General features: G+C 68.2%; 12 protein-coding genes and 2 tRNA genes. 5 read left to right on the top strand and 9 right to left on the bottom strand.

Annotated features, from left to right (window positions below):
* Positions 1 to 163: 163 nt before the first annotated feature.
* On the top strand, positions 164 to 865 hold the full coding sequence (locus QOI01_RS33860) for an IclR family transcriptional regulator (RefSeq protein ID WP_526388233.1): 702 nt from the start codon (positions 164 to 166) through the stop codon (positions 863 to 865).
* A gap of 77 nt (positions 866 to 942) precedes the next feature.
* Here QOI01_RS33860 and QOI01_RS33855 read toward each other — a convergent pair.
* From QOI01_RS33855 to QOI01_RS33840, 4 genes are all read right to left on the bottom strand, one after another.
* Positions 943 to 1,015: transfer RNA gene (locus QOI01_RS33855), tRNA-Glu, on the bottom strand.
* Positions 1,016 to 1,077: 62 nt separating this feature from the next.
* Positions 1,078 to 1,152: transfer RNA gene (locus QOI01_RS33850), tRNA-Gln, on the bottom strand.
* Between the two features lie 117 nt (positions 1,153 to 1,269).
* On the bottom strand, positions 1,270 to 2,742 hold the full coding sequence (gene gltX, locus QOI01_RS33845; protein WP_526388231.1) for a glutamate--tRNA ligase: 1,473 nt from the start codon (positions 2,740 to 2,742) through the stop codon (positions 1,270 to 1,272).
* Complete coding sequence (locus QOI01_RS33840) at positions 2,739 to 3,518, bottom strand: fumarylacetoacetate hydrolase family protein (RefSeq protein ID WP_526388229.1); 780 nt, start codon at positions 3,516 to 3,518, stop codon at positions 2,739 to 2,741. Before QOI01_RS33840 ends, gltX begins: the two co-directional genes overlap by 4 nt.
* A 142-nt stretch (positions 3,519 to 3,660) precedes the next feature.
* Between QOI01_RS33840 and QOI01_RS33835 the strand changes: the two genes are divergently transcribed.
* Positions 3,661 to 4,872 (top strand): MFS transporter, encoded by a 1,212-nt coding sequence (locus QOI01_RS33835; protein ID WP_526388241.1) that lies wholly within the window; start codon positions 3,661 to 3,663, stop codon positions 4,870 to 4,872.
* An 18-nt stretch (positions 4,873 to 4,890) separates the two neighbouring features.
* On the opposite strand, the gene QOI01_RS33830 is transcribed toward QOI01_RS33835, so the two are convergent.
* Together QOI01_RS33830 and QOI01_RS33825 are read right to left on the bottom strand one after the other, a co-directional pair.
* A complete protein-coding gene (locus tag QOI01_RS33830; RefSeq protein ID WP_526388239.1) occupies positions 4,891 to 5,478 on the bottom strand; it encodes a hypothetical protein in 588 nt (195 codons plus the stop codon).
* A 20-nt stretch (positions 5,479 to 5,498) separates the two neighbouring features.
* Positions 5,499 to 5,951 (bottom strand): MarR family winged helix-turn-helix transcriptional regulator, encoded by a 453-nt coding sequence (locus tag QOI01_RS33825; RefSeq protein ID WP_526388227.1) that lies wholly within the window; start codon positions 5,949 to 5,951, stop codon positions 5,499 to 5,501.
* A 65-nt stretch (positions 5,952 to 6,016) separates the two neighbouring features.
* Here QOI01_RS33825 and QOI01_RS33820 point away from each other — a divergent pair, with 65 nt between their 5' ends.
* A complete protein-coding gene (locus QOI01_RS33820; protein ID WP_526388225.1) occupies positions 6,017 to 6,340 on the top strand; it encodes an antibiotic biosynthesis monooxygenase family protein in 324 nt (107 codons plus the stop codon).
* 79 nt (positions 6,341 to 6,419) lie between these two features.
* On the opposite strand, the gene QOI01_RS33815 is transcribed toward QOI01_RS33820, so the two are convergent.
* From QOI01_RS33815 to serA, 3 genes are all read right to left on the bottom strand, one after another.
* Positions 6,420 to 7,151 carry a GNAT family N-acetyltransferase gene (locus tag QOI01_RS33815; protein ID WP_526388223.1) on the bottom strand — a complete coding sequence of 244 codons (732 nt, stop codon included), beginning with the start codon at positions 7,149 to 7,151 and terminating at the stop codon, positions 6,420 to 6,422.
* Positions 7,152 to 7,243: 92 nt separating this feature from the next.
* Positions 7,244 to 8,251: a 3-isopropylmalate dehydrogenase gene (locus tag QOI01_RS33810; RefSeq protein WP_526388221.1), complete on the bottom strand. Its 1,008-nt coding sequence runs from the start codon at positions 8,249 to 8,251 to the stop codon at positions 7,244 to 7,246.
* A complete protein-coding gene (serA, locus tag QOI01_RS33805; protein WP_526388219.1) occupies positions 8,248 to 9,834 on the bottom strand; it encodes a phosphoglycerate dehydrogenase in 1,587 nt (528 codons plus the stop codon). The genes QOI01_RS33810 and serA overlap by 4 nt, the downstream gene beginning before the upstream one ends.
* Positions 9,835 to 9,905: 71 nt before the next feature.
* On the opposite strand from serA, the gene QOI01_RS33800 reads away from it, so the two are divergent.
* Together QOI01_RS33800 and wrbA are read left to right on the top strand one after the other, a co-directional pair.
* The gene (locus QOI01_RS33800; protein ID WP_526388217.1) at positions 9,906 to 11,336 is read left to right on the top strand and encodes a phytoene desaturase family protein; all 1,431 of its coding nucleotides are present in this window, start codon (positions 9,906 to 9,908) and stop codon (positions 11,334 to 11,336) included.
* A 12-nt stretch (positions 11,337 to 11,348) separates the two neighbouring features.
* Positions 11,349 to 11,948, top strand: a complete 600-nt coding sequence (gene wrbA / locus QOI01_RS33795; protein WP_526388215.1) for an NAD(P)H:quinone oxidoreductase — start codon at positions 11,349 to 11,351, stop codon at positions 11,946 to 11,948.
* Positions 11,949 to 12,069: the final 121 nt, after the last annotated feature.

Here is a 12,069-nt window from a genome sequence, read left to right as displayed (position 1 = left end):
CCTCGCCGGAGCCGGTGACCACGACGTGGTCGGCCCATACCTTCTCGGCCATGGTGCGTGGTGTGTCAGTCATGACCGGCTTCACTCCTTTGGGCGATCCGCAGGTGATGATGCGGAGAATCTCACTTATCTATCTCAACATGCGGGACGCTAGTATCTCCCTATGAGACAGGATAGCGGTATCGGCGTGCTCGACAAAGCCGTGGGTGTGCTGCATACCGTGGCCGAGTCACCCTGCGGTCTCGCCGAATTGTGCGACCGCACGGGCCTGCCGCGCGCCACCGCGCACCGCCTGGCCGCGGGGCTGGAAGTACACCGCCTCCTGGCCAGGGACGCCGACGGCCGGTGGCGCCTCGGTCCGGCGTTGAACGAGTTGGCAGGCCAGGTCAACGATCCTCTACTCGCCGCGAGCGCGGCGGTGCTGCCCCGACTGCGCGAAATCACAGGGGAGAGCGTGCAACTGTATCGAAGGGAGGGCACGTCGAGGGTGTGCGTGGTGGCGCTCGAACCACCCGCGGGATTGCGTGACACCGTGCCCGTGGGCACTCGTCTGCCGATGACCGCCGGATCGGGAGCCAAGGTCCTTCTGGCCTACAGCGACACCGCGACCCAGCAGGCCGTGCTCCCGCAGGCCAAGTTCACCGATCGGACGCTGACCGAGGTGCGCAAGCGCGGCTGGGCGCAGAGTGTGGCCGAACGGGAACCGGGCGTCGCGAGTATCTCGGCGCCGGTGCGCGACGCACGGGGCGCGGTGATCGCCGCAGTGTCCGTGTCGGGCCCGATCGACCGTATGGGCCGCAGGCCCGGCGCGCGCTGGGCAGCGGACCTGCTCGCGGCCGCCGAGGCGCTGACCCGTCGCCTGTAGCGCCTTCCGTGACGGGCTGCGGCGCCCGCGAAAACGCAAAAGGCGCCCGTCTCGACGACGGGCGCTCTTGGCGTTTGTACCCCCGATGGGATTCGAACCCACGCTACCGCCGTGAGAGGGCGGCGTCCTAGGCCGCTAGACGACGGGGGCTAGAACTTCTTCCGGAGGGTGAGCATATCTCAGCCCGTGGAGGCTGACCTAATCACTCCGATTGGCTGGGGTACCAGGACTCGAACCTAGAATGGCGGTACCAGAAACCGCTGTGTTGCCAATTACACCATACCCCATCGACCGCCTATAACCGCTGGTCACAGGCGTCGTGCGGGCCGAACGCGAGCTGAAGCGATCCAACGCGCGCATTCACCGGCCGACGAGCACACTACCAAAGATTTCAGCGCCCAATTTCACACGTCAACGGCTGCGTGGTCGCGTCCGGCGCGGAGCCGACCGAGGCTGCGGTCCCGGCCGAGCAGTTCCATCGACTCGAACAACGGCGGGCTGACGGACGCCCCCGTGACCGCCACGCGGATCGGGCCGAAGGCCTTGCGCGGCTTGAGCTCGAGGTTCTCCAGCAGCGCCGTCTTCAGTGCCGCTTCGATAGCCGGGGTGGTCCACTCGCCCACCGCCTCCAGCGCGGCGAGCGCGGCGTCGAACACGGGCACCGCTTCTGGGCGAAGCTCCTTGGCTGCGGACTTCTCGTCGAGCGCATACGAGCCTTCGTCGAAGAACTTCACCAGGTCCCACGCGTCGCCGAGGACGACGATGCGCGTCTGCACCAGAGCGGCGGCCACGGCGAACCCAGCGTCATCGAGGCCCGTGTCGTGACCGTGCGCGACGAAGTAGTCCCGCAGCCGCGCAGTGAAGTCCTCGGGTTCGAGCCGCCGGATGTGCTCGGCGTTGATCGCGTCGGCCTTCTTCTGATCGAAGTGGGCGGGGTTGGAGTTGACGTCCTTGACGTCGAAGGCGGTCACCATCTCGTCGAGGCTGAACAGGTCGTGGTCGTCGGCGATGCCCCAGCCCAGCAGCGCCAGATAGTTCAGCAGACCTTCGGGGATGAACCCGCGGTCGCGGTGCAGGAACAGGTTCGACTGCGGGTCGCGCTTGGACAGTTTCTTGTTGCCGTCACCGAGAACGCTTGGCAGGTGTGCGAACTCGGGAACCCGTTCGGCGGCCCCGATGCGCATCAGTGCCAGGTACAGCGCGATCTGCCGGGGAGTCGACGGCAGGATGTCCTCGCCGCGCAGCACGTGGGTGATCTTCATGAGCGCGTCGTCGACGGGATTGACCAAGGTGTACAACGGATCCCCGCTGCCCCGGGTGATGGCGAAGTCGGGCACGGCACCGGCGGCGAACGTCGTCGGGCCGCGGACCAGGTCGTTCCACGTGATGTCATCGTCGGGCATCCGCAGCCGCAGCACGGGGTTGCGCCCCTCGGCGGCGAACTGCGCACGCTGGGCATCGGTGAGGGTGCGGTCGTGGTTGTCGTAGCCCAGCTTCGGGTTCCGGCCTGCGGCGACGTGGCGGGCCTCGACCTCGTCGGCCGTCGAGTACGCCTCGTACACCTCCCCCGCTTCGCGGAGTCGGGCCACGACGTCGCGGTAGATCTCGCCGCGCTCGGACTGCCGGTAGGGCGCGTACGGCCCACCGAGCTCCGGTCCCTCGTCCCAGTCCAGCCCGAGCCAGCGCAGCGCGTCCAGGATGGCGGCGTAGCTCTCCACGCTGTCGCGGGCGGCGTCGGTGTCCTCGATCCGAAACACGAACGTGCCGCCCGTGTGGCGCGCGTAGGCCCAGTTGAACAGGGCCGTCCGCACCAGTCCCACGTGGGGGGTGCCAGTGGGTGACGGACAGAACCGGACCCTGACCTTTCCATCGGTCATGACTTTCCTTTGCGCACAACGGGATTGGACAGCGTTCCGATTCCCTCGATGGTGATGCTCACCGTGTCGCCGTCCTCGATGGGGCCGACGCCCTCCGGCGTCCCGGTGAGTATCAGGTCGCCAGGCAGCAGCGTCATCACGGCCGAGACCCACTCGATGATCGCGCCGATGTCGTGAATCATCAGCGAGGTTCGGCTGTGCTGGCGCACCTGACCGTTGACCTCGGTGCGCAGATCCAGGTCGAAGGGATTGACCTCGGTGTCGATCCACGGGCCGACCGGACAGAACGTGTCGTGGCCCTTGGCCCGCATCCACTGACCGTCCTGCTTCTGCTGATCGCGTGCGGACACGTCATTGGCGATGGTGTAGCCGAGGATGTTCTCCGCGGCCTTCGACGCCTGCACGTCCTTGCACGGCCTGCCGATGACCGCCGCCAACTCCCCCTCGTGGTGAACGGGATGCGCGTCCGCGGGAAGCTGGATCGCCACGTTGGGCCCGATGATCGCGGTGTTGGGCTTGAGGAAGATCACCGGATCCTCGGGCGCCTCACCACCCATCTCGGCCGCGTGGGCCGCGTAGTTCTTGCCCATGCAGACGACCTTGCTGGCCAGGATCGGCGCAAGCAGCCGAACGTCGGCAAGTGGCCACGATCGGCCCGTGAACGTGGGGGTACCGAAGGGATGTTCGGCGATCTCCCGAACGATCGCGTCTGCTGGGTCACCCTCGATGCTGACGAAGGCGACCCCATCTGGGCTGGCAATTCGACCGAGGCGCATTTTTCACAGCCTAGTGAGGCGCGAATACCCGACGCAGAAACGGGGTCGAGTCGGGAAGCGACACGGTGACGAGATTCTTTGCTGCCTCATATATTGGGAATCAGATTTAATATGTTGGGAAGTGCGTGCCAACATGATCGTCATGGACACCTCGGCGATCGGCACCGTGCGCCGGTGGTCGATGTTGGTGATCGCACTCACCGCGACCTTGTGCGCGAACGTGTTCATCAACGGCGTGGCCTTCCTCATTCCCACCCTGCACACCGAGCAGGGCCTCGACCTGGCCGAGGCAGGCCTGATCTCGGCGCTCCCCAGCTTCGGAATGGTCGCCACACTCATCGCCTGGGGTTATCTGGTCGACAGGTTCGGCGAACGCCTGGTGCTGGCCGTCGGTTCCGCGCTGACGGCGGTGTCGGCGTTCGCGGCCGCCTCGGCGCACTCCCTGCCCGCCGTCGGAGTCTTCCTGTTCCTCGGCGGCATGGCAGCCGCGAGCAGCAACTCCGCAAGCGGCCGCCTGGTGGTCGGCTGGTTTCCGCCACATCAGCGCGGTCTGGTGATGGGAATCCGTCAGACCGCACAGCCACTCGGAGTCGGTCTGGGCGCGTTGGTGATTCCCCGACTGGCCGAGACCATGGGCGTCACCGCGGCCCTGCTGTTCCCCGCCATCGCGTGCGCCGTCGCCGCCGTCATCAGCGCGGTCGGCGTGCTCGATCCACCTCGACCAGCCAGAGCCGAGGCGCACGCCGATGACCTCACAAACCCCTATCGCGGGTCCTCGACGCTGTGGCGCATCCATGCCGTCTCGGTGCTTCTCGTCGCGCCACAGTGCGTGGTGTGGACGTTCACCCTGGTGTGGCTCATGACCGACCGCGACTGGTCGGCGGCGTCTGCGGGCGCGATGGTGACCTTTGCGCAGATACTCGGCGCGGCAGGGAGGATCGCCGCGGGCCGGTGGTCGGACAAGGCCGGTTCGCGCCTTCATCCGATCCGGACCATCGCCATCGGAGCGGCCATCGCAATGGGCCTGCTCGCGCTGACCGATCTTCTGCACTCACCACTCGCGATCGCGGTGATGGTGGCCGCCTCCGTCATCACCGTCTCCGACAACGGCCTGGCCTTCACCGCGATCGCCGAGATCGCAGGTCCGTTCTGGAGCGGCCGCGCCCTGGGGACGCAGAACACCAGTCAGCTCTTGACGGCGGGCATCGTTCCGCCGGTGTTCGGCGCACTGATCACCGCGGCCGGTTTTCCGCTCGCCTTCGCGGTGTGCGCACTGTTCCCCCTGCTGGCGCTGCCGTTGGTGCCGGTCGACGCCGATCCAATCCGCAAGCCGCAGTCACGCCTCGCCGAGTAGTCGGGCAGCCTTAACCCCTCAGACCGTCGAAGGCGCGCGGGAGCGGGGCAGCACGATCAGCGCTGCGGCCAGGAAGCAAAGGGCGCCGATGAAGGTGCCCACGTTCGCGAGCCCCTCGTCCGCGTCGGTACCCGTCTCGTGGACGAACGCCCCGACCGCGCTCGCGCCGAACGCGAGGCAGCCGATCATGTTGACCCACTGGGCTTGCCAGTCACGCGACCTTGGCACCCAGTACCCGACCTGCGCCGACACCGCAACGATGCCGAGCGCGGCGCTAGCGAGGAACGCGAACGAGCCGGTGGCGTCGGGCGCCCACACGAGCCTGCGTTCCATCAACACCGCGTGCGCCCACACCGACGCGCCGGTGCTGACGTTGAACAACACGGTTCCCGCGAACTGCGTTGCAGCCGAGAGCCATTCGACGCTGCCCTTCGGGCCCGAGCGCACCAGTTGGATCCAGGCCGCACTGGTGAAGAGCCACGAGCCGACGAAGCATGCCACGTTGGCCGCTTCCGCGCCTGCGAGAGCTGAGAAGCCGGGCGCCGTGCCCGTCGCGAAACAGAGGGACCCGATGACGAACAGCCAGCACTGATGCCTCAGCGTCACCAACGTCGGCAGGCGCGTACTCAATCGACTGTTCCGTTCTCCAGATTCTCGGCACACCGGGTCAGCAGGTCGGCCAGCTCGTGCCGGGCGCTCGCCGAAAGGCCCCGCACCATTGACCGTTCCACGTCGAGGACCGCGTCGTGACTGGCCGCCAGTCGCTTGCGTCCGACCGGGGTCAGCGCGAGCGCGTTGGCACGCCCCTGCCCCGACGACGACGCCGCCGCCGCCGATCGCACCAGACCAGACGAACGCAGTCCCGCCAGCAGATCCTGCAGCGACTGCCGGGTGACGAAGCAGAGGCGCGCCAGCTCCGATGCCGACGCGTCTGGGTGATCGGCGAGTGCTCGCAACGCCGCGTATTGGGCCATCGACAACCCCGTGGGGCGTAACGCGGCATCGCAGCGGCGTCGCATCGACTGCTGGACCCGCTTCACCAGGTAGCCCGCACCACCTTCGACCTCCGGCTCAGACATGACAGGAACCTTACATCGTGCTACGGTCGACTATGTAAGGAACCTGACAACTGGAGGAGCCGAAAGTGACCACCATCGAGCGACACGGTCCCCACGCCACGCTGATCAACGTGTTCACCGTCGAGCCGGCGAAGGCCGATGAGCTCGCAGAACTACTGGAGGCGGCGAGCGACAACGTCATGCGGCACGTTCCCGGGTTCGTGTCGGCCAACATTCACCTCAGCACCGACGGAACTCGCGTCGTCAACTATGCGCAGTGGGAGACCGCAGAGGCCTATCAGGCGATGCTGGCCGACCCGACCGCGCGTGAGCACATGGGCCGGGCGGCGGCGCTCGCCGAAGGCTTCGATCCGCATCTGTACACGGTCGAGTCGGTGCACCGGCGCTAGGCGTCATGACTTCATGGGCGCAACCGAAAGACGTCGTCACCAGGTGCCGTATCGGACCAGGGCGACGCATCACTGGGAGTCACAGCGGTGCATGCCGGGGAGTCCGGACCAACGTGAGCACCGAACGCTTCCGGAGCGTGAAACCCAGTGACTCGTAGAGCCTGATCGCCGGGGTGTTGTCGGCCCTCGCGTGCAGGAACGGAACCTCCCCACGAACGCGGATGCCGTAGCCCACCGCCCGCACCAGACGGGTGCTGAAACCTCGCTTGCGGAACCGCGGATCGGTACAGACGGCACTGATCTCGGTCCAGCCCGCGGGGTGCATCCGCTCACCGGCCAGCGCCACCAGTCGCCCGTCGTCCAAAAGCCCCAGATACGTGCCCATCTCGATGGTCCGCACTCGGAACGGCCCTGGCTTGGTCCGCTCGACCAGATCCAGCATCTGCGGCACGTCGGCGGCGCCGAGCACCACGACATCCGGATCGGGAGCCACCTCGAATGCCGATCCGTCCAGCTGCACCGAACCCATCTGTCCGAGCACCTCCCAGTCGGCGGGCGGAACGTGAGCACCCCGCAGCGACACCTCGGTCGATGGACCCACCGACGCGGCGAGATCTGACCAATCCTGCTCGTCGAGTTCCAGCGGATGGCCGACGAACCCCGCGACCTCCCGGTCGTACCGGGCAATCCGGGCAATCCGGCCGGACCAGACCGCGAACCGCGCGTGAGCTCCGCGCAACGACGACCGGACCGGGTCGTCCAGCGGATGGATCGCTGAATCGCTGGGCTTGCGAACGGTTTCCGTCGTCAATCGTTACTCCTAGCGTCGAACGCTACGACGCTAGGAGGGGCAACCGCACCGCATCCACCCATCAGATCAGCCTGAGTATCTGTCCGACCGAGTCAGAGCAACCCGACGATGCGGTCGCCGACCGCCGACGTCGAAAGCTTCTCCCCGCCCAGGGTTGCCAGGTGCTCCTCGACCGCCTTGTCCACCCGCACCGCCGCGGCGTCATCGCCGACGTGCGCGAGCAGCAGTGCCACGGACATGATCGCCGCCGTCGGATCGGCGATGCCCTTGCCTGCGATGTCGGGCGCGCTGCCGTGCACCGGCTCGAACATGGACGGATTGGTCCGCGTGGCGTCGATGTTGCCGCTGGCGGCCAGGCCGATTCCGCCCGACACCGCGGCGGCGAGGTCGGTGATGATGTCGCCGAACAGGTTGTCGGTCACGATGACGTCGAACCGGCCGGGATCGGTGACCATGTGGATGGTCGCCGCGTCGATGTGCTGGTAGGCGACCTCGACGTCGGCGAACTCCTCGCCGACCTCGGCGACGATGCGCGACCACAACCTGCCCGCGAACGTCAGCACGTTGGTCTTGTGCACCAGCGTCAGGTGCTTGCGTCGCTTGGACGCCCTGGTGAACGCGTCGCGCACCACCCGCTCGACGCCGAACGCGGTGTTGAGACTCACCTCGGTGGCGACCTCGTGCGGCGTGCCGACGCGGATCGCGCCGCCGGTGCCCGTGTACGGCCCCTCGGTGCCCTCCCGCACGACGACGAAGTCGATGTCGACGTCGCCGAGCGGGCTGGTCACGCCCGGGTACAGCCGCGACGGCCGCAGATTGACGTGATGGTCGAGCTCGAACCGCATTCGCAGCAGAAGTCCGCGCTCCAGCACACCGCTCGGCACCGACGGATCGCCGATGGCGCCCAACAGGATCGCGTCGTGCGTGCGGAGCTCGTCGACCAGGCCGTCGGGCATCACCTCACCCGTCGCGTGATAGCGCCGCGCACCCAGGTCGTAGGTGGTGTGTTCGACGCCCGGCTTGACCACGTCGAGCACCTTGAGGGCCTCGTCGATCACCTCGGGTCCGATGCCGTCGCCTGCGATCACCGCCAGTTTCATGACAAGTCCACCTGTTCCAGCGTCACGGCCTTGACGTCGGCGCCGAGGGCGCTCAGCACGTCGTCGGGCACCGAGCGGTTGAGCCTCAACATGATCGTCGCACCGTCACCATCGGCATCCTGACTGAGTTGGGCGGCGAGGATGTTGATCCCCGCGACGCCGAGTCGCGTGCCGATGGTGCCGAGCGCGCCCGGCTGATCGTGGTAGTTGATGATCAGGTTCACGCCCTCGGCGCGCAGGTCGAGGTTGCGTCCGTTGATCTGGACGATCTTCTCCACCAGCTGCGGACCCGAGAGCGTGCCCGCCACGTTGACCGTCGAGCCGTCGACGGCCACCGCGCGCACGTCGACGACGCTGCGGTGGTTGGGGCTCTCCGGCGCGGTGTCGATGGAGGCCTCGACCCCGCGCTCGGAGGCCAGAGCCGGGGCGTTGACGAAGGTCACCTGGTCCTCGATGACCGCGGAGAACAAGCCGCGTAGTGCCGAGAGCCGCAGGACCCCGACCTCCTCGGAGGCCAGTTCGCCGCGCACCTGGACGGCGACGTTGGTCGGGAGCTCGGCCGACAACGCGCCCACCAGCAGCCCCAGCTTGCGCACCAGGTCCAGCCACGGCGCGACCTCTTCGCCGACGTAACCGCCGCCCACGTTGACAGCGTCGGGGACGAATTCACCCGCCAGCGCGAGCTTCACGCTGGCCGCCACGTCGGTCCCGGCGCGGTCCTGCGCCTCAGCAGTGGAGGCACCGAGGTGCGGGGTCACGACGACCTGCGGCAGCCCGAACAGCGGGCTGTCGGTGCACGGCTCGGTCGAGAACACGTCCAGTCCGGCGCCGCGCACATGACCGCTGATGACCGCGTCGGCGAGCGCCTGCTCGTCGATCAGGCCGCCGCGGGCGGCGTTGACGATGATGACGCCCGGCTTGGTCTTGGCCAGCGCCTCCTTGCCGATGAGGCCAGCGGTCTCCTTGGTCTTCGGCAGGTGCACCGAGATGAAGTCGGCGCGTCCCAGCAGCTCGTCGAGCGTCAGCAGCTCGATACCGAGCTGTGCGGCGCGGGCCTGGGACACGTAGGGGTCGTAGGCCACGATGTGGGCGCCGAAGGCGGCGAGCCGCTGCGCCACTAGCTGTCCGATGCGGCCGAGTCCGACGACGCCGACCGTCTTGCCGAAGATCTCGGTGCCCGAGAAGGACGACCGCTTCCACGTGCGCTCACGCAGTGTTGCGTCGGCCGCCGGGATCTGCCGGGCCGCGGCGAGCAGCAGCGCGAGGGCGTGCTCCGCCGCGCTGTGGATGTTCGACGTCGGCGCATTGACGACCAGCACGCCGCGTGCGGTCGCTGCGTCGACGTCGACGTTGTCGAGGCCGACGCCGGCACGGGCCACGATCTTGAGCCGGGGCGCGGCGGCGATGACCTCGGCGTCCACCGTCGTCGCCGAGCGCACCAGCAGCGCGTCGGCCTCCGGCACCGCGGCCAGCAGCTTTTCTCGGTCGGGGCCGTCGACCCAGCGCACCTCGACCTGGTCACCCAGGGCGGCAACTGTCGATTCGGCAAGTTTGTCGGCGATCAGAACAACGGGCAGGCTCACGCGGACAGCGTAATGGGCTCTAATCAGGGGCCGGTGGGCAGGAGCGAAGCGACCCGGGGAAGATCGATGATGTGGACGTCACCGTCGTCGGAAGTGGACCCAACGGACTGAGCGCCGCCGTCATCTGCGCCCGAGCCGGTCTGTCGGTGCGCGTCGTCGAGGCCCAGCCGACGGCCGGGGGCGGTGCGCGCACCATGGCCGACCCCGAGTACCCGGGCGTGAGGCACGACGTCTGCTCGGCGGTGCATCCCCTTGCGCTGGCATCGCCGTTCTTCGCCGAGTTCGATCTGCGCGCGCGTGGCGTACGGCTGACCGTGCCCGAGGTCTCCTACGCCAATCCGCTGCCGGGAAGGCAGGCGGCGATCGGATACGCCGACCTGGCGCGCACCTGCGACGAACTCGACGACGGCGCGTCATGGCGCCGGCTACTGGGGCCACTCGTCGCCGACGCCGAGGGCGTGGTCGGCCTGATGCTCGGCGACAAGCGTTCGATTCCGCCCTCGATCCCGGCGGCGCTGCGCGTCGGTCCCCGGCTGCTCGAGCAGGGCACACCGCTGTGGCGGAGCCTGGTCGGCGAGGACGCCCGCGCGTTGTTCAGTGGCGTTGCGGCGCACACGATTTCGCAGATGCCGTCCCTGGTGTCCTCCGGAGTCGGACTGATGCTCACCACCCTCGGCCATGCGGTGGGATGGCCGATCCCCGTCGGCGGCTCCCAAGTGATCCCGGACGCCCTGATCGCCGACCTCCGCGCCCACGGCGGCGAATTGGTTCTCGACGAGGAGGTCACCAGCCCGCCCGAGGGTGTGGTGCTGTACGACACCGCGCCGACCGCGCTGCTCCGGATCTACGGCGATGCGCTGCCCTCGCGATATGCCAAGGCCTTGCGGCGTTACCGGTTCGGGCCGGGCGTGGCGAAGGTCGACTTCGTGCTGTCCGGCGAAATCCCCTGGCGGGACTCGCGACTGGCAGTCGCGCCCACGCTGCACCTCGGCGGCGCCCGTTCGCAGATGGCGCTGGCCGAGGCGGAGATCGCCAGGGACCGCCACGCCGATTGGCCCATGGTGCTCGCCGCACTCCCCCACCTCGCCGATCCCGGCCGCATCGACGCCGAGGGCCGTCGGCCGCTGTGGACCTATGCGCACGTTCCCGCCGGGTCGACCGTCGACATGGCCGAGGCCGTGACGGCGGTGGTCGAACGCTTCGCGCCGGGATTTCGCGACGTGGTGCTGGCGGCCCGCAGCGTGCCGGCCTCGCGCCTTGCGGCGCACAACGCCAACCTGGTCGGCGGTGACATCGGCGTCGGCGGCAACAATATGTTCAGCGCGCTGGCCGGTCCGACGGCGCGACTCAACCCGTGGTCAACGCCGATTCCGAAAGCCTACCTCTGCTCGTCGGCCGCGCCACCGGGAGGCGGCGTGCACGGCATGGCCGGCTACTACGCCGCGCGGACCGTGCTGCGCCGCGAATTCGGGATCGAGAAGCTGCCCGGTCTCGCGCCATGATTGGCTGAGAGCTTGACCAAACTCGCGATCATCTACTACTCCGCCACCGGCCACGGCACCACGATGGCGCAGCGCGTCGCCGACGCCGCGCAGGCCGAGGGCGCCGAGGTGCGGGTACGGCACATCGCCGAAACTCGTGACCCCGAGTCGTTCGCGGAGAATCCGGCATGGACGGCGAACTACCGGGCGACCAAGGACCTACCCGAGGCTTCGGGTGACGACATCGTCTGGGCGGATGCGGTGATCTTCGGCTCGCCGACCCGATTCGGCTCGGTCACATCGCAATTCCGCACGTTCATCGACTCACTGGGTGGGCTCTGGTCCGAGGGCAAGCTGGCCGACAAGGTGTACGCGGCGTTCACGTCGTCGCAGACGTTGCACGGTGGGCAGGAGTCGACGATTCTCACGCTGTACGTGACGCTCATGCACTTCGGCGGGATCATCGTGCCTCCCGGCTATACCGATCAGGTGAAGTACGTCGACGGAAACCCTTACGGCGCCGGGCTCATCGCCAACCGCGACAACGTGGGGACACTCGACGACGCGACGAACGCGGCACTCGACCACCTTGCGCGCCGGGTGCTCGGCGTGGCCGGTCGGCTCAACCTCTAGTCGGGGTGCGGCGTCGGGCGCAGGGAGCCGGGCGGCGTTGCAGCGTCCGGGCTGGATTGATTTCCGCAATTCGGGGTAATACCGGCACGTGGCCTCGCCGGTTGGACGGCGGGCCGGCGCG

The organism is Mycobacterium sp. (genome assembly GCF_032162605.1).
GTDB lineage: Bacteria > Actinomycetota > Actinomycetes > Mycobacteriales > Mycobacteriaceae > Mycobacterium.
This window is presented reverse-complemented; position numbering and strand designations above follow the sequence as displayed.

Excerpts from the sequence above, each read along its gene's own strand:
- QOI01_RS33860 (WP_526388233.1), top strand. The coding sequence starts at position 164 with ATGAGACAGGATAGCGGTATCGGCGTGCTCGACAAAGCCGTGGGTGTG.
- gltX (WP_526388231.1), bottom strand. The coding sequence starts at position 2,742 with ATGACCGATGGAAAGGTCAGGGTCCGGTTCTGTCCGTCACCCACTGGC.
- QOI01_RS33840 (WP_526388229.1), bottom strand. The coding sequence starts at position 3,518 with ATGCGCCTCGGTCGAATTGCCAGCCCAGATGGGGTCGCCTTCGTCAGC.
- QOI01_RS33835 (WP_526388241.1), top strand. The coding sequence starts at position 3,661 with ATGGACACCTCGGCGATCGGCACCGTGCGCCGGTGGTCGATGTTGGTG.
- QOI01_RS33825 (WP_526388227.1), bottom strand. The coding sequence starts at position 5,951 with ATGTCTGAGCCGGAGGTCGAAGGTGGTGCGGGCTACCTGGTGAAGCGG.
- QOI01_RS33810 (WP_526388221.1), bottom strand. The coding sequence starts at position 8,251 with ATGAAACTGGCGGTGATCGCAGGCGACGGCATCGGACCCGAGGTGATC.